Annotated in this window: 26 protein-coding genes and 2 other annotated features; of the genes, 4 read left to right on the top strand and 22 right to left on the bottom strand. The window is 43.0% G+C overall.

Features of this window, described 5'->3' with window-relative positions; all coding sequences use genetic code 11:
• The first annotated feature begins 312 nt into the window (after window positions 1–312).
• Both FC14_RS05910 and asnB read left to right on the top strand, forming a co-directional pair.
• Window positions 313–642, top strand: a complete 330-nt coding sequence (locus FC14_RS05910) for an AzlD domain-containing protein (protein ID WP_056976883.1) — start codon at window positions 313–315, stop codon at window positions 640–642.
• Window positions 643–739: 97 nt separating this feature from the next.
• Window positions 740–992: a binding site (T-box leader), on the top strand.
• Window positions 993–1,053: 61 nt separating this feature from the next.
• On the top strand, window positions 1,054–2,643 hold the full coding sequence (asnB, locus tag FC14_RS05905; RefSeq protein WP_056976882.1) for an asparagine synthase B: 1,590 nt from the start codon (window positions 1,054–1,056) through the stop codon (window positions 2,641–2,643).
• Between the two features lie 197 nt (window positions 2,644–2,840).
• On the opposite strand, the gene FC14_RS10900 is transcribed toward asnB, so the two are convergent.
• From FC14_RS10900 to FC14_RS05865, 9 genes are all read right to left on the bottom strand, one after another.
• Complete coding sequence (locus FC14_RS10900) at window positions 2,841–3,167, bottom strand: class A sortase (protein ID WP_235804513.1); 327 nt, start codon at window positions 3,165–3,167, stop codon at window positions 2,841–2,843.
• Window positions 3,164–3,496: a sortase family protein gene (locus FC14_RS10895; protein WP_235804512.1), complete on the bottom strand. Its 333-nt coding sequence runs from the start codon at window positions 3,494–3,496 to the stop codon at window positions 3,164–3,166. Before FC14_RS10895 ends, FC14_RS10900 begins: the two co-directional genes overlap by 4 nt.
• A 17-nt stretch (window positions 3,497–3,513) precedes the next feature.
• Window positions 3,514–4,821: a GTPase ObgE gene (gene obgE, locus FC14_RS05895; RefSeq protein WP_056976881.1), complete on the bottom strand. Its 1,308-nt coding sequence runs from the start codon at window positions 4,819–4,821 to the stop codon at window positions 3,514–3,516.
• 77 nt (window positions 4,822–4,898) lie between these two features.
• Window positions 4,899–6,677 carry an excinuclease ABC subunit UvrC gene (gene uvrC, locus FC14_RS05890; RefSeq protein ID WP_056976880.1) on the bottom strand — a complete coding sequence of 593 codons (1,779 nt, stop codon included), beginning with the start codon at window positions 6,675–6,677 and terminating at the stop codon, window positions 4,899–4,901.
• A gap of 134 nt (window positions 6,678–6,811) precedes the next feature.
• Entirely contained in the window at window positions 6,812–7,690 is an 879-nt protein-coding gene (tsf, locus tag FC14_RS05885; protein ID WP_050612418.1) for a translation elongation factor Ts, read from the bottom strand.
• A gap of 99 nt (window positions 7,691–7,789) precedes the next feature.
• Window positions 7,790–8,590, bottom strand: a complete 801-nt coding sequence (gene rpsB / locus FC14_RS05880; protein ID WP_056976879.1) for a 30S ribosomal protein S2 — start codon at window positions 8,588–8,590, stop codon at window positions 7,790–7,792.
• A 164-nt stretch (window positions 8,591–8,754) separates the two neighbouring features.
• Entirely contained in the window at window positions 8,755–9,747 is a 993-nt protein-coding gene (locus FC14_RS05875; RefSeq protein WP_056976878.1) for a D-2-hydroxyacid dehydrogenase, read from the bottom strand.
• Window positions 9,748–9,897: 150 nt separating this feature from the next.
• The gene (locus FC14_RS05870) at window positions 9,898–10,170 is read right to left on the bottom strand and encodes a GIY-YIG nuclease family protein (RefSeq protein WP_056976877.1); all 273 of its coding nucleotides are present in this window, start codon (window positions 10,168–10,170) and stop codon (window positions 9,898–9,900) included.
• On the bottom strand, window positions 10,157–10,912 hold the full coding sequence (locus tag FC14_RS05865; RefSeq protein ID WP_050612422.1) for a tRNA1(Val) (adenine(37)-N6)-methyltransferase: 756 nt from the start codon (window positions 10,910–10,912) through the stop codon (window positions 10,157–10,159). Before FC14_RS05865 ends, FC14_RS05870 begins: the two co-directional genes overlap by 14 nt.
• A gap of 78 nt (window positions 10,913–10,990) precedes the next feature.
• Between FC14_RS05865 and FC14_RS05860 the strand changes: the two genes are divergently transcribed.
• The gene (locus FC14_RS05860) at window positions 10,991–11,620 is read left to right on the top strand and encodes a lysophospholipid acyltransferase family protein (RefSeq protein WP_056976876.1); all 630 of its coding nucleotides are present in this window, start codon (window positions 10,991–10,993) and stop codon (window positions 11,618–11,620) included.
• Between the two features lie 103 nt (window positions 11,621–11,723).
• On the opposite strand, the gene FC14_RS05855 is transcribed toward FC14_RS05860, so the two are convergent.
• Together FC14_RS05855 and FC14_RS05850 are read right to left on the bottom strand one after the other, a co-directional pair.
• Complete coding sequence (locus FC14_RS05855) at window positions 11,724–11,948, bottom strand: YneF family protein (protein ID WP_056976875.1); 225 nt, start codon at window positions 11,946–11,948, stop codon at window positions 11,724–11,726.
• An 80-nt stretch (window positions 11,949–12,028) separates the two neighbouring features.
• Window positions 12,029–12,280, bottom strand: a complete 252-nt coding sequence (locus FC14_RS05850; RefSeq protein ID WP_050612425.1) for a DUF896 domain-containing protein — start codon at window positions 12,278–12,280, stop codon at window positions 12,029–12,031.
• 147 nt (window positions 12,281–12,427) lie between these two features.
• Here FC14_RS05850 and lexA point away from each other — a divergent pair, with 147 nt between their 5' ends.
• Window positions 12,428–13,051, top strand: coding sequence for a transcriptional repressor LexA (gene lexA, locus FC14_RS05845; RefSeq protein WP_050612426.1), 624 nt, complete (start codon window positions 12,428–12,430; stop codon window positions 13,049–13,051).
• 49 nt (window positions 13,052–13,100) lie between these two features.
• On the opposite strand, the gene recN is transcribed toward lexA, so the two are convergent.
• The 11 genes from recN to FC14_RS05790 form a co-directional block, all read right to left on the bottom strand.
• Window positions 13,101–14,792, bottom strand: a complete 1,692-nt coding sequence (recN, locus tag FC14_RS05840; RefSeq protein WP_056976874.1) for a DNA repair protein RecN — start codon at window positions 14,790–14,792, stop codon at window positions 13,101–13,103.
• An 18-nt stretch (window positions 14,793–14,810) separates the two neighbouring features.
• Window positions 14,811–15,272 carry an arginine repressor gene (locus tag FC14_RS05835; protein WP_056976873.1) on the bottom strand — a complete coding sequence of 154 codons (462 nt, stop codon included), beginning with the start codon at window positions 15,270–15,272 and terminating at the stop codon, window positions 14,811–14,813.
• 36 nt (window positions 15,273–15,308) lie between these two features.
• Entirely contained in the window at window positions 15,309–16,130 is an 822-nt protein-coding gene (locus tag FC14_RS05830; protein ID WP_056976872.1) for a TlyA family RNA methyltransferase, read from the bottom strand.
• Window positions 16,131–16,132: 2 nt separating this feature from the next.
• Window positions 16,133–17,026: a polyprenyl synthetase family protein gene (locus FC14_RS05825; RefSeq protein ID WP_056976871.1), complete on the bottom strand. Its 894-nt coding sequence runs from the start codon at window positions 17,024–17,026 to the stop codon at window positions 16,133–16,135.
• The gene (locus FC14_RS05820; RefSeq protein ID WP_056976870.1) at window positions 17,019–17,249 is read right to left on the bottom strand and encodes an exodeoxyribonuclease VII small subunit; all 231 of its coding nucleotides are present in this window, start codon (window positions 17,247–17,249) and stop codon (window positions 17,019–17,021) included. The genes FC14_RS05825 and FC14_RS05820 overlap by 8 nt, the downstream gene beginning before the upstream one ends.
• Window positions 17,249–18,592 (bottom strand): exodeoxyribonuclease VII large subunit, encoded by a 1,344-nt coding sequence (gene xseA / locus FC14_RS05815; protein WP_056976869.1) that lies wholly within the window; start codon window positions 18,590–18,592, stop codon window positions 17,249–17,251. Before xseA ends, FC14_RS05820 begins: the two co-directional genes overlap by 1 nt.
• Window positions 18,582–19,442, bottom strand: coding sequence for a bifunctional methylenetetrahydrofolate dehydrogenase/methenyltetrahydrofolate cyclohydrolase FolD (gene folD / locus FC14_RS05810; RefSeq protein ID WP_056976868.1), 861 nt, complete (start codon window positions 19,440–19,442; stop codon window positions 18,582–18,584). The genes xseA and folD overlap by 11 nt, the downstream gene beginning before the upstream one ends.
• Window positions 19,443–19,565: 123 nt before the next feature.
• On the bottom strand, window positions 19,566–19,976 hold the full coding sequence (gene nusB / locus FC14_RS05805) for a transcription antitermination factor NusB (RefSeq protein WP_050612434.1): 411 nt from the start codon (window positions 19,974–19,976) through the stop codon (window positions 19,566–19,568).
• Complete coding sequence (locus FC14_RS05800; RefSeq protein WP_056976867.1) at window positions 19,976–20,407, bottom strand: Asp23/Gls24 family envelope stress response protein; 432 nt, start codon at window positions 20,405–20,407, stop codon at window positions 19,976–19,978. The genes nusB and FC14_RS05800 overlap by 1 nt, the downstream gene beginning before the upstream one ends.
• Before the next feature lie 28 nt (window positions 20,408–20,435).
• Window positions 20,436–20,993, bottom strand: coding sequence for an elongation factor P (efp, locus tag FC14_RS05795; RefSeq protein WP_050612436.1), 558 nt, complete (start codon window positions 20,991–20,993; stop codon window positions 20,436–20,438).
• Window positions 20,994–21,085: 92 nt separating this feature from the next.
• Entirely contained in the window at window positions 21,086–22,150 is a 1,065-nt protein-coding gene (locus FC14_RS05790; protein ID WP_056976866.1) for a M24 family metallopeptidase, read from the bottom strand.
• 95 nt (window positions 22,151–22,245) lie between these two features.
• Window positions 22,246–22,486, top strand: a binding site (T-box leader).
• Window positions 22,487–22,596: the final 110 nt, after the last annotated feature.

Here is a 22,596-nt window from a genome sequence, read left to right as displayed (position 1 = left end):
ACCCAGAAAAACATGTAAAATTAAGAGATTATCCTAAATTAAAAGCAGGTAACTTGGTGGAAATAATTTAAAAAAACGAAGTTTTTTAGGAAACGGAACCAAATCCTACCGAACTATTGGCACAAAATTATGCGTATCACCCTGAGCGAGTCAAAACGGGTGCGATAATTAGTGAATAGTATATATTTAGTATAGTGGCGGTATTTCCAGTCATTATAACTAGGTTCGGAGCGTGTATCGTTTTTTAATGTACACGTAATGTAATCGCATGACGCGATTCCTGCGATTTTAATCGTAGGTAGTTCAATAAGTATGTCTACTTCTAGCTACGTTTTACTAACCATCTTGTTAGCCGGTTTTTCCATGTGGTTAGCCAAGGTCTTGCCATTTTTGTTGCTAAAAAAGTTCACCTTACCTAAGTGGGCCTTAGAGTACCTGAGTTTTGTTCCGCTGACCATCATGTCGGCCTTATGGTTTAGCCAACTGTTTGAACAACATTTAGGCCAACTACCTAGCCTTAACTGGGAAAACTTACTAGCCTCACTACCAACCTTACTAGCCGCTATTTTTTCAAAGGACTTATTAGTGACCGTAATTGTCGGCATTATTAGCCTGGCCTGCTTACGCTTTGGCTTTTTCTAAGACTAGCATTAAAATAAATTAAATTTAATTATAAAAAAGACTTGCCAAATGAAAAAAGTTAGGCTAAAATAATGTCAACGTTAAACGAGAACATAAATTAAAGACCAGAAAAAAGCCCAGTAGCTGAAGTTATTTGTCCAGTGAGTCGTTAGTAGTGAGAAAACGATCAACCCTAGCTTCAGTGAATAACCCTTTTTTAGTCGCTGACCGAACGGTTGCTAGTAGGCTCAGACGTGACCACAACGTTACCCGTGGCTGAGTGTGATTGCACTTGGAAATTAAAGAGGTCTAAGCCTTAGGCGCTTAGACAACTTGGGTGGTACCGCGGAAAAAAGCCTTTCGTCCCTTGTGATTAGGGGATGAAAGGCTTTTTATTTTCTCCTCAAATCTAAAAAGTAAAGGATGAAAATTATGTGTGGATTTGTTGCTGTTGATAAATTAGACTACGATGTTAAAGAGTTCGAAGATATTTTGCAAACTGACTGTCACCGGGGCCCGGATATGACTTGGGTTAGTGACTTTGGAACAACTAAGTTTGGTTTTAACCGCCTGTCAATCATGGACTTAAGCGCCGACGGGATGCAACCCTTCAAGGCACTTGATTGCATGCTCGTATGTAACGGGGAAATTTACAACTACCAAGAGTTAGAAAAGCTCACCCCTGATTTTACTTACCAATCTACTAGCGACTGCGAGGTCTTAATCCCACTTTACCGTAAGTATGGTTTAGACGTCATGTGCAAACTGCTTGACGCTGAATTCGCCCTCGTTTTACATGACCAAGTTAGCGGGAAGGTCTTGGCTGCTAGAGACCCCATCGGAATTCGCCCTATGTTTTACGGTTACGTTAAGGGCAGTGGTGAAATTGCCTTTGCTTCCACAGCTAAGAGTTTGGTTAAGTTCTGTGACCAAGTAATGCCTTTCCCACCAGGCCACTACTACGACGGGCATAAGTTTGTTTGCTACCATGATGCTTCCTTTAGTCCTAAGATGATCAGCCCTAGCTTAGACGAAGCTACCAAGGAAATCCATGACCGCCTAGTAGCCGGGGTTAAGAAGCGTCTCCACGCCGACGCTCCCGTCGGTTACCTTCTTTCCGGGGGACTGGACTCCTCATTAGTCTGCTCCATTGCCACTAAACTGTTACCGGATAAAAAGTTGCCAACCTTTGCGATTGGAATGGACCGCAACCCTATCGACTTGAAGTACGCTCGAGAAGTGGCTGACTATTTAGGAACAGACCACACCGAATTTATCATGACTAGAGAAGACGTCTTAGGTGCCTTGCGGGAAGTGATTTATGCCCTGGAAACTTGGGACATCACCACTATTCGGGCCTCAATTGGGATGTACTTACTTTGCAAGAAGATTCATGAAACAACTGACTTAAAGGTCCTCTTAACCGGCGAATGTTCCGATGAGCTATTTGGCTACAAGTACACTGACTATGCCCCTAGTCCGGCCGAATTCCAGGCTGAATCCCAAAAGCGGATTAAGGAACTTTACATGTATGACGTGTTACGGGCCGACCGTTGCATCTCCTCTAACTCACTCGAAGGCCGGGTACCATTTGCTGACTTAGACTTCGTCAACTACGTAATGTCACTCGACCCACAAATGAAGATGAACATCTACGGTAAGGGTAAGTACCTCCTCCGCAAAGCCTTTGCTGACCAAGACTACTTGCCAACTGACATCTTGATGCGAGAAAAGGCCGCCTTTTCTGACGCCGTTGGTCACTCATTAGTTGATGACTTAAAAGAATATGCCGAAGAAAAATACAGCGACCAAGACCTAAAGGACGCTCAAGCAAAATACGATTACCACGCACCATTTACCAAAGAATCACTCCTTTATCGTGATATCTTTGAAGAATTCTTCCCTGGACAAGCCCAATGGATTAAAGATTACTGGATGCCCAACAAGACTTGGGAAGCACTTAAGGACGTCGATGATCCAAGTGCCCGCGTGCTTAAAAACTACGGTGACAGCGGTAAATAATTGCTAAAACTTTTAAGGGTCCCTAAGAAACCACTTAGCGTTTCTTAGGGACCCTTTATTTTTGGTAGGTATTTATTATTATAGTACTAGAAAGTGTGGGGTGTATATGTTTAAAGGTCAACGTAAGTAATCGGCGGCAGAATTTTGCCCATAAAAAAACAAGACGTAGATTTTTAGCCACGTCTTGTTTTTTTTATTTAAAAATACTTTTTACTTAAGCCGGCCGTAAGTTTTTGCACCTTAACCAAACTGCCCCTAATCGCGTAGCGGTCGACCCCTTGGTCATCGCAGGTTATCAAGGTAATTAATTTTTGGTTGGCAACGTCATCAATCCACTCAACGGCATACTTAGAGATAATCTGTTTATCAGTTATCTTGTAGGTATATAGCTTCTTGCCATCGGTTAAATAGATTCTTTCCCCCGGCTTAGACCTTACAATCGGCGAGAATAATAGTTTAGGGTCGTTCATATGGTGCCCTGCTAGCGCATAGTTGCCTTGACCCATTTGTTGATCCGGCTTCATTGTCCCAGCCCCCGGTAGAGACTCGCATCGGAGATACCATAATAAATTGGCAACTTTAAAGCCACCGCGGGGATGGCAATCTTGCCAATCATCCCTTGACTCTTATTGAGAGTATTTTTCAAGGTCTTAGCCGAATCAATCGACTTTACCTGCTTAAAATCAAAGCTGGTTTCCTTAGTTTTCTTAGGCTTAGTAATCTTAGCCTTTAACTCCGTCTTAGTCGCATGGTTAATCATTAGGTTTTGAATGGGCCGATTAAAGATTAAGACCAACCCTACAATTAACAAACAAATCCCTAAAATCAAGGAAGCTTTTTGACGCCATTTCATAATAATCCCCCCAAAGTCTATTCAACAAATTCGAAGGTGAAATCGCCAATCCGAACAAGGTCGCCATTCTTAGCGCCCCGTTCCCGCAAGGCATCGTCGACACCCATTCCCCGCAATTGACGAGCAAAACGCATCATACTTTCATCATGTTCTAAGTTAGTCATCTTGAAGAGTTTTTCTAGCTTAGCCCCACCGAGAATCCAAGTTGCGTCGGCATCACGGCTAATTGTAAATGGTGCCTCTGCCTCATCAGCCTCAAACTTATAGTAACCGGCCTGCTTGAGTTCTTTTTCGGCCACCGTTTCAAACTTAGGTGTTTGTGCCAATAAGTCAGCTGTTCTTAGCATTAACGCCTCAAGGCCTTGGTGAGTTAAAGAAGAAATCTCCATTACTTCCGGTTGCTTAGCTAGGGTGTGGTCGTTAGCTAGTTGTTCTTTAAATCTAGCCAAGTTTTCACTAGCATCCGGCATGTCCATCTTACTTGCCACCACAATCTGAGGCCGCTCTAAGATACTTGGGTCGTAAGATTTCAACTCAGCGTTAATCTTGAGGTAATCTTCATAAGGATCACGCCCTTCCATCCCCGACATATCAACTAAGTGCAAGATGACCCGCGTCCGTTCAACGTGTCTTAAAAATTGGATTCCTAGCCCAACTCCGGCCGAAGCCCCTTCAATTAAGCCGGGTAAGTCGGCCATAACAAAGTCACGGCCATCATCTAACCTAACCATCCCTAAGTTAGGAACTAAGGTAGTAAAGTGGTACTCGGCAATCTTAGGCTTAGCACTGGTTACCACCGACAAGAGGGTCGATTTTCCTACGGATGGGAAGCCGACCAACCCTACGTCAGCTAAAACCTTTAATTCTAGCTTCAAATTCCGTTCGATTCCTGGTTCTCCATTTTCGGCAATTTCTGGGGCAGGATTCTTAGCGCTGGCAAAGTGGATGTTACCGCGGCCACCACGGCCTCCCTTTGCTACTACCAGTTCTTGACCGGCTTCAACTAAGTCGCCTAAAACTTCCCCAGTATCCGCGTCGCTAACCGTGGTTCCTTCGGGTACGGCAATATAGGTATCCTCTGCCCCCCGGCCGTACATGCCTTTAATCATGCCGTTTTGGCCAGACTTAGCCTTAAAAATCCGGTGATACCTGAAATCCATCAAGGTTCTAAGCCCTTGATCAACTTTTAGGATGACACTACCACCCTTACCACCGTCACCACCGGCTGGGCCCCCGTTAGGAACATATTTTTCGCGCCGGAAGGCAACCATGCCGTCGCCACCTTTACCGGCTTTAACTTTAATTTTAACTTGATCTACAAACATTTACTTTTCCTTTCTTACCGTAATTTGCTTACCGCCTTTAAATATAACATTTTGCCTACCTAAGGTCAAAGTTAGTCCTAATCTTGCCCCTTAAGGGAAAGTTTGATTGTTTGTGCTACCGCAGCTGAAATCCCCAGTGCGGTTAACTCTTCTAGCGGCGCGTCCGCAATTTTCTTTAACGAACTATACTTTCTTAATAACTTAATTCTCGTCTTAGGGCCTACCCCCGCAATCCGTTCTAGGCGCGAGGCCAGTGAGTTTTTCGACCGAACTTGGCGGTGGAAACTAATCGCAAAGCGGTGGACCTCATCTTGGATTCGTTGCAGGAGGTAGAAGCCTTCACTCTTGGGGTCTAAGCCAATTTTTTGATAGGTCATCTTCATTAAGTCCGCCGTCTTGTGCTTGTCATTTTTAACCATCCCGGCAACAGGAATTGCCAGGCCCAGTTGATTTTGTAAGACGTCTTGGGCCGCCTCAATTTGAATCTCAGCCCCATCCATTAAGATTAAATCAGGCAACGGTTGCTTTTCCTTTAGGAGCCGGCTATAGCGACGGAAGATCACTTCCCTGGTACTAGCCGCTTCGTCGGCGTGACTAACCGTTTTCAGCTTATACTTCCGGTAGTCATTTTTAGATGGCCGGCCGTCAATAAAACAGACCATGGCCGAAACAATGTCGGTTCCCTGAATATGTGAGTGGTCAAAGGCCTCAATCTTATGCCCCTTAGGCAGACCGAGTGCGCTTGTAATCTGGTCCATCGCCCCGGTGGTCTTACGTTCATCTAACTCTAGGAGCCGGAACTTTTCTTCTAGGACTAGGCGGGCGTTTTTTTCAGCCAACTCTAATAATTCCCGTTTAGCCCCCCGCTTAGGCGTCCTGATTGGGACCTGCAAAATTTCTCTTAAAACGTCTTTATCTAGGTCGCTTGCAACTAAGATTTCCTTAGGTAGGAGGCGATTTTTTTGGTTGTAAAATTGCAAGATAAAGGAGGCCATCTCCGCTTGTGGGGTATCAATACATGGGAACAAGCGCTTTTCTCGCTTCATCAAGCGCGCCTGGCGGATAGAAAAGACCTGAATTGACAGCCAGCCCCGGTCCATGTAATAGGCAAATAGATCCCGGGGGGTATTGTCGTTTGAAATAATCTTTTGCTTTTCAACCGTAACCTCGATATAGTGGATCTGATCTCTTAGTTCAGCCGCCCGTTCAAATTCAAGGTTAGTGGCTGCCTGCTCCATTTTCTTAGTTAAGTCCCGCTTGATACCCAAAACGTTTCCATTTAAAAAGGACTTAATCTTTTTAATCTGCGCCTGGTACTCACTGGCCGGCACTTCTTTAAAACAAGCACCTAAACACTGACCCATATGGTAGTAAAGGCAGGGCCGCTTTTGATAGCCATTGCAGCGCCTTAGCGGGTAGACCTTTTGCAAGAGTTGCATTGTTTCGGTGGCCGCATAAACGTTAGGATAAGGACCAAAGTAATAGGCCCCATCTTTTTTAACCTGACTAACAATCTTTAGCTGGGGATCTTTTTCGTTAGTAATCTTAATGTAAGGATAACCCGTCCCCTGTTTTAACTTGATATTGTAGTAGGGTTTATGCTTTTGAATTAGCGTTATTTCCAACAAGAAAGCCTCTTTGTCAGTCGAGGTCACAATCGTTTCAAAATCGCGAATCTCTGAGACCAAGCGTGCCGTCTTACCTTCATGCGAACTCTTGAAGTAAGAACGGACCCGATTTTTAAGATTCTTGGCTTTACCAACGTAAATAATCCGACTATTTAAGTCCTTCATGAGGTAACAACCCGGCAAATCCGGTAATAATTTTAACTTATTTTCGATGTGTTGTGTCGCCACAGCTCATCCTTCCTTTACTTAAAAGTTACTTATAATTATTATAGCATAGCCCTTTCAATCCCTATGGTTATTTAGCTCAAAAAAAGAGGTGCCAGCCCTAACAGCTAGCACCTCTAATTAGTAAGGCGTTTTGATTAACCCTTAACTTGTGACATAACTTCTTCTACGAAGTTGTCTTCTTTCTTTTCGATACCTTCACCAACTTCGTAACGTACGAATGACTTAACCTTGCCACCCTTAGAAGCTACGAATTTAGCAACAGTTTGGTCTGGATCCTTAACGAATTCTTGGTCGTCCAGGGCGATTTCAGCTAAGAACTTGTTTAAGCGACCTTCAACCATCTTTTCGATAATCTTTTCTGGCTTACCTTCGTTCTTAGCTTCTTCAGTAAGCACTTCACGTTCGTGAGCCAATTCTTCGGCAGGAACTTGGTCACGGTTAACGTACTTAGGATTGATAGCTGCTACGTGCATTGCAACGTCCTTAGCAGTTGCTTCATCAGCGCCTTCAACTACAACTAAAGAAGCAATCTTACCACCCATGTGTAAGTATGCACCAAAGTTTTCGTTGTCAGCCTTTTCTACTAATTCAAAGCGACGTAAAGTAATCTTTTCACCGATAACTTGAGTTGCTTCGATGATTTCATCGTTAACAGTCCCTTTGTCTGTGCTAATCTTCAAAGCAGCTTCTACGTCAGCTGGCTTGTTTTCTGCTACCAATGTAGCTAAACGCTTAACTAATGCCTTGAATTGGTCGTTTTGTGCCACGAAGTCAGTTTCAGCGTTAACTTCAACGATTGCAGCTACGTTGCCCTTAACTTCAACGTCAGCTAAACCTTCGGCGGCAATCCGGTCGCTCTTCTTAGCAGCCTTAGCCATCCCTTTTTCACGTAAGAAGTCGATTGCTTTTTCCATGTCGCCTTCAGTAGCAACTAAAGCCTTCTTAGCGTCCATCATACCAACGCCAGTTTTGTCACGTAATTCTTTTACTTGAGCAGCAGTAATCTTTGCCATAACCCAAATAGCCTCCCTTTGGAATGTATTTATTTAAAAAAGGCTGTCGTACGACCAAGGCTCAAATGCCCAACTCCTGCGACAGCCTAAGTTTATAAACTATTCAGCATCTTTGCTATCGTTGTTACCTTCAACGGCTTCTACGATATCTTCGATTGATTCAACCTTTTCGTCTGCACTATCAACAAATGTTTCTTCGTTAACAGGTGCTTCATCTTCACCTTGGTTACCTTCGATAACAGCATCTGCCATCTTAGCAGTAATCAAACGAACGGCACGGATAGCATCGTCGTTAGATGGAATCTTAACGTCGATTTCATCTGGGTCAGCGTTTGTGTCGACCATAGCAACGATAGGAATGTTCAACTTTTGAGCTTCCTTAACAGCAATCCGTTCCTTGCGTGGGTCCACGATGAATAATACATCTGGAATCCGTGGCATGTCTTCGATACCACCAAGGAATTTTTCAAGCCGGTCGCGTTGCTTCATTAATAAAGCAACTTCCTTCTTAGGAAGACGGTCAAATGTGCCATCTTCTTGCATTGCCTTGATTTCCTTTAAGCGCTTAATCCGCTTTTGGATTGTGTTCCAGTTAGTTAAAGTTCCACCTAACCAACGGTGGTTAACGTAGTATTGACCTGCACGCTTTGCTTCTTCAGCAATTGCATCTTGAGCTTGCTTCTTTGTACCAACGAATAAAACAACGCCATCATCAGCAGCTGCATTCTTAACAAAGTCGTAAGCATCGTCAATCAACTTCACAGTCTTTTGTAAGTCGATAATGTAGATACCGTTACGTTCTGTGAAGATGTACTTCTTCATCTTAGGGTTCCAACGACGTGTTTGGTGACCAAAGTGGACACCAGCTTCAAGTAATTGTTTCATGGTAATAACTGCCATTACAATTTACCTCCAAAATAGTTTTATTTTCCTCCCCCATGTTCAACGAGCAAAAGACTTAGTAACCCTAAGCACCCTTTTGGTCATCGCATGAGGTGTGAATTGGCACCGGTTAAGGCACCTGTAACATAATACACTAAAGTTTTAAAAAATGCAAATTTTTTTTAAGCATTCACAATAGTCGAAGCTTGACCTGTTTCTAAGACAGACTTAGCACTATCTAAGGCGATTTCAACCATGTTTTTAACCGCTGTTTCTGTGTAAAAGGCGATATGGGGAGTAACCAAGGCATTGTCTAGGCTGATTAATTCCTTGAAGGTTTCATCAGTTAAAGCTTGGTTACGCAAATCATGGTTAAAGATTGGGGTTTCCGCTTCGTAAGTATCTAAAGCCGCCCCGGCTACCTTGCCTGATTTTAAGGCTGCAATTAAAGCCTTCGTATCAATCAAGCTTCCCCGAGCAGTGTTTACCAAGTAAACTCCGTCTTTCATTTGGGCCAACGCTTCTTGACCAATAATGTGCTTATCTTGGTCAGTAGCTGGCATGTGCAAACTAATTGCATCCGCCTTAGCAAATAGTTCTTCTAAACTGTCAACGTACAAGCCTGCCGCCTCTAATTCAGGGTTGCGGTAAGGGTCAAAGGCAACCACCTTAGCCCCGAAACCTTGCACGATTTGGATGAAGACCCGGCCAATCCGGCCAGTTCCTACTACCCCAACTGTCATAGACCGTAATTCTTTACTGATGTATGGGGCCCAACGATAATCTTGTTCGGCAAACTTACGCCGATAAGTTCTAGTTTGTCGTAACATTTGCATTAATTGGGTAACAGCAAATTCAGCAATTGCGTTAGGTGAGTAAGCTGGCACGTTAGTAACAGTTACTCCTTTTTGGCTTGCAGCTGCTAAGTCGATGTTATCAACACCCACGTTACGGATGGAAAGATCCTTTACCCCATATTCTTGCATCTTGGCAAATAAGCCCAAAGGGTAAGTCCCCGTTTGTAAGCCAATCACAGCGTCATAGCCCTTGATTGTATCTAGGTTATCTTCACTGATTTCTTCTGAGTGTAAATCAACCTTGACATTATTTACTTGGGCCCACTTTTCAAAGTAAGGTCTCTCGTCATCACGTACACTGAATGCGATAAAATTCATTATTAAAATCCTCCAAACTTACAATTTATCATTGTTATTATACGGTGTGTTGGAAATTAAATTAAATCTTCTTCAACCTTATTTAGTTTAGCACGCTTTTTATAACTAAGTCTATTTTAAGCGCTTTTTTAATTAAATATTTAAAGTATCTTAGGTGAAGTCCTTAAGCCCATGTGCCTTAAGGTAGGCCTCTTTTTGGCGGCGACTTTGGTGTTTAAAGGCGTACTCTGCTTGTAAGGCCGCCCTTTTGGTTTCAAATTCTTCGTAGTGAATTAACTTAACAGGCAGGTGACTTTTCGTGTACTTGGCTCCCTTGCCTTGCTGGTGCTTCTTGAGTCGTGCCTGAACGTCGGTCGTAAAGCCGCCATAAAAACTCTTATCTCCACATAAAAGCACGTAAAAATAATACCTACCCTTTTCCATACAAAATCTCCTTAATGAGTGGTTGGTAGTTTCCCTCTTGATCATAGACTGTTAGGGGTTCACAAAAACGTAACCCCCCGTCTTTTCCGTCCTTAATAGCCTCAATCAAAACCATATTGGCCTCTCGTCCGGCTTTAGGGTAGACAAATTGGACTCGCTTAGGCGCTAACCGCTCGGCCCTTAAAACATCCATTATCTCTAAAAACCGGTCAGGCCGGTGGACTAGGTAAAAGCGGCCACCCATCTTTAACAAACCACTAGTCATAGCCACCACCTCTTTTAAAGTCGTCGTAATCTCATGGCGGGCTAACATTAAGTGTTGGTTGGGGTTTTTCTTACTGGTCGGTAAGTCGGCAAAGTAAGGTGGATTACAAGTAACTGTATCCACACTATCTTTAGCCAGGTAGTCGTTTGTTTGCTTTAAATCAATATTATAAACAGTCACCTGCTCATCCAAGTGATTTAACTTGACGCTTCTTTGAGCCATATCCGCTAGCCGGGGCTGGATTTCAACCAGGTTAATCTGGGCCTTGGTCTTTGCGGTCAAAAATAACCCTACCGCCCCATTACCGGCACAGAGGTCTACAATCCTACCATTAGCTTTCGTATAGGGCTTAGCAAAGTGGGCTAGTAAAACCGCATCTAGTGAAAATGAAAACACCTCCGGGCTTTGAATAATCTTAATATCATTTGCATATAATTCGTCTACACGTTCATTTGCTTGCACTAAATTCTTATCCATTTTTTACCTCTACTTGCAACTTAGCATAAAATTTTGCATACTATAACAGTACCAAACCTCAAGAAAGGAGTGAAGTTTTTGTTTTATTCATTTATTCGGGCGCTAGTCCGCGTCATTGTCTTCATAATCAATGGCAATACCCACTATCTCAATAAAGATAAGCTACCCAAGGGTAACTATATCCTGGTCGGTCCCCACCGGACTTGGTATGACCCCATTTTCTTTGCACTTGCAGCCGCCCCTAAGAAGTTTTCGTTCATGGCTAAGGAGGAGCTTTTTAGCAACCCCTTCTTGCGTTATATTCTAGTGCACGCCAATGCTTTTCCAGTTAACCGGGCCAATCCTGGTCCCTCGGTTATCAAAACCCCGGTAAAGTGGCTACGCAAGCGGGATCTCTCTTTAATCATGTTTCCCTCTGGAACAAGGCACTCCCAAGAGCTCAAGGGCGGAGCGGTCTTGATTGCTAAGATGGCTGGCGTCCCCATTGTACCGGCTGTCTACCAGGGACCACTTACTTTCAAGGGGCTCTTAGCTCGCAAGAAAGTTACCATTGCCTTTGGTGACCCAATTACTATCGAGCGAAAACAAAAGTTAACTGATGAATACCAAGAACAGGTTATCGCCCGGATGAACCAAGCCTTTAACAACTTGGACCAGGCAATCAATCCTGATTTTGTCTACATCGATCAAACAACTAAAAAGAACTAATTTTAACTCCAGGTATAAACTTATACTTGGAGTTTTTGTATAAGAAAAAGGCTAGTCAAGGTTTAAATGTCTAACCTTAACCTAGCCCTTAACAAGCAAATTCTTATTTTTTTCCGTAATTTGACTTCATTGCAGTCATCATTTGATGCAATTTCTTTTCAGATGGTTTTTGACCCATTTGTAGCATCATTGATTTAATCATTTGTTCGTTAATTGGTGGATTCTTCTTTAGGTAATCTTCCATGTATTTGCGGGCAGCAAAAAATCCTGCCACAACCCCACCAACTAAAGCGATAATCACAATCAAGACCCATACGCCAGTTGACATAAGCTTCGCCCCTTTCTTAGTCTCAATATTCAGTTTACACAATTCCTAAAAAAAAATAAAGACTTCCCATTAAATTATCTTTAATCGTCTCGTAAACCTTTTTTCCGTTGGATTTCTTTGACCTTTTCAGGAGTGACTTCCTTGCCATCCTTGTCATAAACTTGCAGCATTTCAATGTGGCTCCGGAAATTTTCCCGAAACATTGCTAGGTAAGTTTCACGTAAACTTTGTTGTTCTATCTTTTCGTCTTCACTTAAACCCGTTGTCTTCTTTTTCTTAGCTAAAAAGTTAATTCGGTCGATTAACTCTTGGGGAATCCCCTTATTTTCCATAATCTATTTCACCTCTCAAAAGACTCATTACTAAAAATAATAACTGATAGTAATTTAAAAAACAAGCTATTTCAACGAACGCTCGTTTGAAAGTCCTGTTAAGCTATGTTATAATATAGGCAATAATAAATAATCGAGGTGATTATCGTGTCAAGAATTTCAGAAAAACGCCAACGGGCAATCTTACAATATATTTATGAGTTCATTAACGAAAAAGCTTACCCTCCAACTGTTCGTGAAATTTGCAAAGCGGTTGAACTGTCCTCAACCTCTACCGTTCACGGTTACTTGGATACTTTGACTAAAAATGGCTATATCGCCCGCGACTTAACTAAACCACGGGCAATGGAAATCACCCCTAGCGGGTTAGAATTTCTCGGAATTTCCCCGCATGAAGGCTTTATTCCCATGGTGGGAACAGTTACGGCCGGTTCACCTATCCTGGCTGAACAAGAAACGTCTGACTACTTTCCATTGCCGCCTTCATTCGAAACTTCTGCGGACTTATTTATGCTAACCATTCGGGGCGAAAGTATGATTAACGCCGGAATTTTAAATGGCGACCAAGTTATTGTGCGTCAACAAGCTAGCGCAGATAACGGAGATATTGTCATTGCAATGACTGAAGAAAATGAAGCGACTTGCAAACGATTCTTCAAAGAAGACGGTCACTTCCGGCTTCAACCCGAAAATGACACCATGGCTCCAATTATTTTAGATAATGTTACGATTTTAGGAAAAGTAGTTGGCCTTTACCGTAACTTCATTTAACTACCTAAAAAGCATCCTAACTGCAAACTCTTGCAGTTAGGATGCTTTTTTAGTGCGCTTGCTGATCTTGCTTAATTTTAGTGGCAAGTGCCAGCAACTCCTGGGCATGTTCTAACGTCAACGGGGTAATTTCAGAACCGGACAGCATCCGTGCTAATTCTGTTACCCTTTGCTGTGGTTCAAGCATAGTTAATTGGGTTTCGGTCCGCCCCCCCTTAATGTGCTTCGCAATAAAATAGTGATGATCTGAAATAGCCGCTACCTGTGGGAGGTGACTGATGCAAAGTACCTGCGAATTTCGGGCAATTTGGCTGATTTTTTCGGCGATGGCCTGGGCTACCCGGCCACTAACCCCGGTATCAACTTCGTCAAAGATAATCGAGGTTACCCCTTGCTTTTGAGCGAAAATCGTCTTTAAAGCCAACATAATCCGGGATAACTCCCCACCGGAAGCAATTTTAGCTAACGGTCCCATTGCTTCACCAAGGTTGGTTTGAATATAAAATTCCACCCGCTCTGTCCCATTTTCCGTTAGTTCATCCACGGGGAAAAACTTCACCTTAAAAACGGCCTTATCCATATAAAGGTCGCTTAATTGCTGCTTAACTGCACCTTCTAGGACCTGAGCACTTTGCTTGCGCTTTACACTCAGTTTTTGGGCTAAGGAAAGTGCCGCTTGGTAGGCAGCTTCAACCGCAGCCTCTTGCTTAGAAACATCTATTTCCGTTGCTTGCATCTCGCTTAACTCAGCCCTGATTTTTTCATAATAATCTAAAATCTGCGCTACCGAATCCCCGTACTTGCGTTTTAGCTGGTGAATGAGTTCCAACCGTTGTTCAATTTGATTGAGGCGGTCTTCGTCCCACTCCATTTGATCGAGCTGATTAGAAATATCCCGACTAACATCTTGCAAACTATAAAATGCGTCGGCCACTTTTTCAGAAATTTGTTCTAACTCTGGGCTTAGGTTGGCTATCTTATCAAGTTCTGACATGGCGGTACCTAAATTACCAACCACATCTAGGTTTTCGCCCGTTAATATCTGATAGCCGGTTTCTAAAGCAGTATTAATCGTTTGAAAATTATCTAACTTATTCTTTTCCTCTAACAACTGCTCCTCTTCGTTAGCCTGCAAAGCGGCCGCTTCGATTTCTTGCACCTGAAATTCAAGCATATCTAACCTTTGTGCCCAAGCTTTTTCGTCCGCTTCCCGTTTAGCTAGGGCAGCCTTTAGTTGGCGGTAGTCTTGGTATTTAGCCAGGTAATCCTTATGCAAGGCTTGCAGCTTAGGATCGAATTCATCTAGCAATTTAATGTGGGTTTCGGGGTGCATCAATTCTTGATGCTCATTTTGACCATGAATATCAATTAAAGTTTCTCCGACCCGTCTTAAGGAACTCAAATTAACCAGGTGACCATTAATCCGACAGGTGTTGCGCCCACTTTGATAAAGGTCCCGTTCCAAAATTAAAACTTCATCCGGCTCAATTCCTAGTTCAGCTAAAATCTTAAAGGTCTTCGCATCTTTAGGTAAGACAAACTGCCCTTGAATCATGGCCTTATTAGCACCTAAACGAACAAACTCAACCGACGCTCTCCCACCAGCTAACAAGCCTAAGGCATCGATGATAATCGACTTACCAGCCCCTGTTTCCCCGGTTAGAACCGTCATTTGGGACCGAAAGTCAATATCCAGTTTATCAATAATGGCAAAATCTCTAATCGTTAATTCCTGTAACATGTAATCATCCTTCTACTTTTAATTACCCTTCTTAGCTAAATCCAAGATAATTTCATGCATTTCTTCGGCCGCTTTTGCGGAGTAAGCAAAAATCATTACCGTATTATCATCGCCCATCGTCGCAAACACCTGCTCATATTTCATTTGTTCAATCAAACTAGCTAGGATGGGCCCATTTCCTGGCAAGACCTTAATCAAACACAAGTCGCGATGACAGTTTGAAAAGACGTAGGTATCACTGATTAACTTGGCCAACTTCTTCTTGGTATTCATCTTCTTTTCTGTAGGCACACTGTAGACGTATTCACCATTAAGGGTTGGTAACTTGATTAACTGCATATCCTTGACATCGCGTGAAATCGTCGCCTGAGTCACCCAAACGCCCTGCTGCTCAAGTAGCTTTACCAAATCCTCCTGGCGATAAACATTATTATCCTGCAAAATCTGCCTAATCAATTTTTGGCGTTCCTGTTTTCTCATAAATTCCATCCCCCCTTATTATCGACTAGCCAATCACTAGTGCTTATCTTTTAAGGTTTGGTGTGCCTGCTTAACCACCTTATCCGGTGTTTCGGTTAGTAAGATTTGCCCTGGTTTTTCACTTTTAACCAGGTGAATTAAAAATTCAATATTTCCTTGTCCCCCAGTAATTGGTGAAAAGTCTAACCCCACCACATCATAGCATTCGCTAACTGCTAGGCGAATAATATCTTCAATTACTTCAAGGTGCACCCGTTCGTCGCGGACGATACCATGCTTACCTACTTTTTCCTTGCCAGCCTCAAATTGGGGCTTAATTAGGGCGATTACATCGCCGCCGGTTTTCAAAATCGTATGTAAGTTAGGTAAAATCAAGTGCAAAGAGATAAAGGAAACGTCAATGGTTGCAAAATCGGGCTGGCCACTAGTGAAATCGGCCAGCTGTGAGTAACGGAAGTTAGTGTTTTCCATTACTACGACCCGCTCATCTTGGCGTAACTTCCATGCAAGTTGGTTAGTCCCTACATCCAAGGCATAGGATAACCGTGCTCCCTTTTGAAGGGCCACGTCGGTAAACCCCCCCGTGGACGAACCAATATCTAAAACCGTCTTATTTCTAATGGAAGCTTTAAAAACCTTTAAAGCCTTCTCTAACTTTAAGCCTCCCCGACTAACATAAGGCATCTTGGTTCCTTTAAAGTGGAGCTTAGTTTCAACATCAATTTTCATGCCGGGCTTATCTAGGCGCTCCTCATTTTCACCCAAAATCTCACCAGCCATTACAGCTCGTTTGGCTTGCTCGCGCGTGGCGAATAACCCTTGCTGCACTAATAATACGTCTACTCTTTCTTTTTTCATTACTAATCCTTTACTTTGAAATATTCTAATAGTTCTGCCAACAATCTAACATCATACCCCGCTTCTTTTAGGGAAACTAAGGCCTGGTTAGCAGCTGCTATCGTCTGGGCTAACTTGGTGTAAGCACCGTCCAAACCCAAAATCCCAGGGTAGGTATTCTTATGCTCCGCTTGGTCCTTATTAACCGCCTTGCCCAGCTGTTCTTCGGTGCTAACCCGGTCTAAAATATCATCATAAATTTGAAAGGCCAAGCCAAAATTACGCCCATAGTTCTCTAGTGCCATTTGGATTGGTTGTTTAGCTTGGCAAATTACGCTCCCGGCCTGACAAGCATATACTAGCAAGGCGCCCGTTTTACCAGCGTGTACCTGCTCTAGTTCAGCTAAACTAAGAGCGGTTTTTTCCCCCTCAATGTCACCAACCTGACCATTGACCATTCCTTGGGGTCCAGCCGCGTAAGCCAAGTAATTTAATAGCTGAACTACTGTTTCTGCTGGCAATTTTACTTGACCCAACAGCTCAAAAGCCGTAGTTAGTAATCCATCCCCGGCTAAAACAGCTAACGCTTGCCCAAAAACCTTATGGTTAGTTGGTTTGCCCCGCCGTAAGTCATCATTATCCATTTCTGGTAGGTCATCATGAATCAGTGAGTAGGTATGAATTAACTCCAAACTAGCTGCTACCTGCAAGCTAGCTTGATTAAGCTGCCCATTTAAAGTCTTGATTACAGCTAAAACCAATAAGGGCCTAATTCGCTTACCACCCGCGTTTACTGAATACATCATCGCTTCTTTTAAGCGGGGGTAAGCGGCTAGCTTACTTAGGTAGTCCTGCAAACACGCCTCTACTTTAGGTAAATAGTAGGCGGCAAACTCATTCCAACTTTCCTTACTCATCCGAATCCCTCTCAAAGTTAACCTCTTCACCTTCGTCATTAATTACCTTAGTCAAGGTTTGTTCCGCCTTGGTCAAACTTGCTTCTAACGTCTTACTGAGCTTCATTCCCTCTTTAAACTGTTCCAAAGCGTCCTCTAAGGGAACGTTGCCCTGTTCCAACTGGTTAACAATTTGATCTAAGCGCGCTAAATTTTCTTCAAAAGTTGCTTGTTTTTCTGTCATTATTTTTCATCCTTTGTTACTGATAATATTTTAGCCGTAGCCTCACCATCAACCAAATGGAGAGTTACTTGATCATTTACTTGGAGGTCCTTACTTTGTTTGATTACCTGATCAGCGACTGTTACGTAACTAAAACCACGCCCCATGACCTTTAACGGGCTTAACATCTCTAAGGATTGGATACTCCTTAGCAAGTGCGTCTCATAGTCATGTAAATAGTGGGTCACCGCTTGAATTAGGCGCTCTTTTTGCCTTGCCAACGCTTGCTTTTCTAAAGCTAGGCGTTGCGCGGGTGTTTGTTGCAACAGCCTCTGGGTTAGATTAGCTGTTAGCTGCTTGTTTTGTTGAATTATTACAGCTAAGGCTTGAGTTTGTCTACTTTCTAACAAGTCTAACTTTTGTGCGTAGTTTTCATATAAACGCTGAGGTTGTTTAAAGATATAAGAATTCATCAACTTAGCAAGTTCCTGTTGGCGATAACGGATTAGCTGACTAAAAGCCTGGGTTAGGCGGTTAGCTTGGGTTTTTAGTTTTACTAACTCCTCTTGTAAAACCGGAGTGGCTAATTCAGCCGCAGCCGTTGGGGTGGCCGCCCGTTGATCTGCAACTAAATCCGCAATGGTCGTATCGGTTTCATGCCCGACAGAAGAAATAACGGGAATTTGGCTGGCAACAATTGCGCGCGCAACCTTTTCCTCGTTAAACGGCCATAAATCTTCAATCGAACCACCACCCCGGCCGATAATAATCGTATCAAAATCGCCCCGGGCGTTGACTTCCTTTAGGCGGCCAATTAAGGAGTCAGCCGCGGCATCCCCTTGCACTACCGCCGGAAATAAGACTAGCTGGACTAAGGGATAACGCCGCCTAGTGGTCGTAATAATATCCTTAATAACGGCTCCAGATTCAGAGGTAATGACTGCTATCCGCCTAGGAAACTTCACTAGCGGACGCTTTGGCCTTGAAAAGAGCCCCTCTGCAGCTAACTTAGCCTTTAACTGTTCGTAAGCCTGGTACAAGGCTCCAATTCCATCCGGCTGCATCTCATCGATAATAATTTGATAATTACCATTGGCCTCGTAAAGGTCAACCCTGCCTGTTACTAAGACCTTCATCCCGTTTTCCGGCTGAAATTTCAGCCGGTTGAAGCTGTACTCAAACATCACGACGTCAATTTTAGCCCCGTCGTCCTTGAGACTAAAGTACTGGTGACGGGGCCGCTTGCGAAAGTTAGAAATTTCTCCTGTTAAGTAAACCTTTTGCAAGTAAGGGTCACGCGTAAATTTAGCGTGGAGGTACTTGGTTAATGCACTAACCGTTAAATATTGGGAACTAGTAACCATCCTGTCCACTCTTTTCTGCAAATTCTACCGTCTGTTTCATGAGCATGGCAATCGTCATCGGACCAACCCCGCCGGGAACAGGGGTTAGGTAGCTAGCTACGCCTTCAACTGTTTGGCGTTGCACATCGCCAACCAAATGACCGTCGGCTAAACGGTTAACCCCCACATCAATCACAACTGCCCCGGGCTTAATATCTGCGCCGGTTATCATCTCCGGCCTACCTGTAGCTACCACTAAGATGTCCGCTCGCTTCGTCACCGCGCGTAAGTCCTTCGTTTTACTATGAGCTACGGTTACAGTTGCATCAGCATTAAGCATCAATGCTACCATCGGCCGGCCAACAATGTTACTTCTTCCGACAATAACCACTTCCTTGCCAGCTGGTGAAATCCCATAAGCAGCTAGTAATTCCATGATACCCCTTGGCGTACATGGTAGCGAGTGAGGCATATTCATAAACAAGTGGCCCATATTAACCGGGTGGAACCCATCTACATCCTTACTTGGAAGAATTGCGTGGGTAACCTTGGCCTCATCAATATGTGCTGGAAGTGGAAGTTGTACTAAAATTCCATGAATATTAGGGTCCTCATTGTACTCATAAATCAAATCTAGCAAATCGGCTTCACTAACTGTTGCCGGTAAGAGATTATCAACCGTTTTAATTCCGATTTTTTCTGCAGCCCGGCGCTTATTTCTAACGTAAACCTGACTGGCAGGATCTTCTCCCACTAAAATAACTGCCAAACGCGGTACGATTTGCTTACTTGTCCAAAGTTCTTCTACCCTTTGTTTTAATTCAGCTTTAACTTCTTGTGCAAGTTTTTTGCCATCCATTATAACAGTCATTAAAAAACCTCACTTTAAACAAAATGTTTAATCCTATTTTAGCATATTTAACCTAGCTCTGTCGGCGATAAACGACCGTTAAATAAAAAAGAGCACGACTGATTAGTCATGCTCCCATTATCATTATTTAAGCAAGTTTGACAAGACTCCGTTGATAAACCGGCGAGACTTATCATCACTAAACTCTTTTGCTAGTTGTAAAGCTTCATTTAACGCCACTTTAGCAGGAACAGCTTCTACAAATAGCATTTCGTAAGTCGCCAAGCGTAAAATCAATAAGTCAGTCTTATTCAACCGAGCTATCGACCACTTAGCATTCAAGTATTTTTCGATTTCAGCATCAAGTTGTGCTTGGTTAGTAATAACCCCTTCAACTAATTCGTACAGGTAAGGGGGCACGACTACTTCATCTGCTGAAGTTAATTGTGCCACTAATTCATCACAGACAGCTCGAATATCAGCTTCGGGATTACTGCTTAAAGCAAACAAGGCTTGAAAAGCTAAAACCCGCACTTCATGTCTATTAATAGTCACTATTTCTTCTCTCCGTCTTCTTCGCCAAACAAATTATTCGGATCAACAGTTGGTTCTTGCTTCTCAGGAACGACCCCTTGGATGTGGACATCAACTTGAGTTAGTTCTAAACCAGTCATAAACAAGACCTGTTGCCTTACTTTTTCTTGAATTGCTAAAGCTACTTTAGGTACAGACACCCCATAGTTTAAGAAAGCATAAACGTCCACCTTTAATTCACCGTTAGTTTGGTCTAATTTAACACCCTTACCACGGCTTTGACGACCAAATAATTCAGAAAAACTATTGGCAAGCGAACCTCGCATTGAATAAACGCCTTCCACCTTATTAGCGGCAATCCCAATAATCACTTCAATAACTTCTAGGGCAATCCGCACTTCGCCTAAACTAGGTTCGTTACTTGCCAAGACAATTTTATTATCTTCAGCCAAAACAAAAACCTCCCTTGCAAATAGCTAACTAGGCACGTGAAATATAAGTACCATCAGCGGTATTAATTGTTAAAATATCTCCTTCGTTAACGAAGAATGGCACTTGAACAACTAAACCAGTTTCCATTGTTGCTGGCTTGGAACCACCTGAAGAAGTATCGCCCCGAATACCAGGTTCTGTTTCCTTAACTTCAAGGTCAACTGTGTTAGGTAATTCAACCCCTAAAGTTTCGGAACCAAACATAATGATGCTTACCACCATGTTTTCTTTCAAGTACTTCAATTCGTCTTGAATCCGTGCACCTGGTAATTCAAGTTGTTCATATGTTTCTGTATCCATGAAGACATAGTTGTCACCATCGGCATAAAGATATTGCATCTTCTTGCGGTCGATTTGTGCTTGTTCAACTTTTTCACCTGCACGGAAAGTCTTTTCTTGAACCCCACCGTTACGCAAGTTCTTCAACTTAGAACGTACAAAGGCACTCCCCTTACCAGGCTTAACGTGTTGGAATTCAACCACACGCCATAATTCACCATCAACTTGGATGGTCAAACCATTTTTGAAATCATTAACTGAAATCATAAGATCCTCCTCATTTTTATCCGTTCTTAACTAAGACAGATTCTTCCATACACTCCATAATAGCAAGAACTAACCCCTAATTGCAAGCCATTTTATAGCTCTTGGTAGTTTCTCCCAAAGTTTGTTAGGATTTCATACCCGGCTTCTGTAACCAAGATATCATCCTCAATCCTAACTCCCCCTATATTTGGTAAGTAAATCCCTGGTTCAATGGTAATTACTTGCCCCGCCTGTAATACATCATCATAACGCGCACCAACATTAGGTAATTCATGGATGCTAAGTCCAATTCCATGACCCATCCCGTGGTTGAAAAACTCCCCGTAGCCAGCCTGTGAAATAAAGTCCCGGCCAATCCGATCCAACTCTTTACCACTGACTCCTGCCTTAACGGCTTGAATTGTTAGGGCCCGAGCCTCATCAACTACCTGGTAGATTGTTCGTACTTCTGCCGGTTGGCTACCATAAGCAAAGGTCCTAGTGACATCGGAAGTGTAGCCGTTTAGGTAGTAACCGTAATCCAACGTAATTAGGTCACCTTTTTTTACTAACTTATCGCTAGCAGTTCCGTGGGGCCAAGCCGTACGGAGCCCACTTGCCACAATTGTTTCAAAGGACTTATCACTAGCCCCATTACTCTTCATAAAGTAATCTAGCTCTGTTGCTAGCTGGCGTTCCGTCCATTGAGTACTTTGCTGAAATTTAGTTAGTAAGTAGTCATAGCCTTGACCCGCCAGTTTACAAGCAGCCTTAATCTTTGCGATTTCGTCTCCATCCTTAACTGAGCGAATCTTTTCTAACAGGTTAGGCAAGGCCACTAAATCGCTAGTTAAGTTTTCATCCAGGTAGTCGTATTGCCAGTAGGGTAGCTGCGCTTCGAACCCTAGGGCCACTAGTTTTTCTTTTGCTACCAATTCACATGCTGCCTGTAAATAATTACGTGTAATCACGTGTTGCCAAGTTTCTGCCTGCTTTTTTAACTGTAGTTCAAACCGAGCATCCGTAATCACATACTTATTTTGTTCGGTAATTAGTAAGAGGCCATCATCGCCCGTGAAGCCACTAAAATAAAAAATATTTGCAGGTTCCGTCACCAAAAAACAGTCGACACTAGTCCGTGCCATTTCTAAGCGTAATTTTTCAACTCTGTCTGTCATCTTTACCACCTCATTTTAAATTATAACATTTTTCTTTTTTTAGACTTGCATTAATTTTAACTGTGTGTATAATTTAACCAAAATTAAATAACGGTTATAAAACATAGAAAAAGACCAGTAACTTTATTATAGATAACTTACAGAGAGTCCCGGTTGCTGCAAGGGGATAGTTATTGATAAAGCGAATATCACTTTGAGTTCCGCGGTGAAATCAGTAGCTAGCGGTGGGAACAAGCCCATTACAGCTTGGTGTAGTTAAAACACAGCTACATTCCGAGGTTGTTAGTGCGAACTAACAGCGAATAAAAGGTGGTAACACGTCTAGACGTCCTTTAGCTTATTAGCTAAGGGATTTTTTTTATAGCCAAAATTCAAGAAAGAGGTTGATTTTTGTCAACTACCCCTCACTAAAGTGAGAGGCTTGTAGCTCACGACCTTACGGTCAG

It is taken from the genome of Ligilactobacillus agilis DSM 20509, from assembly GCF_001436215.1.
GTDB lineage: Bacteria > Bacillota > Bacilli > Lactobacillales > Lactobacillaceae > Ligilactobacillus > Ligilactobacillus agilis.
This window is presented reverse-complemented; position numbering and strand designations above follow the sequence as displayed.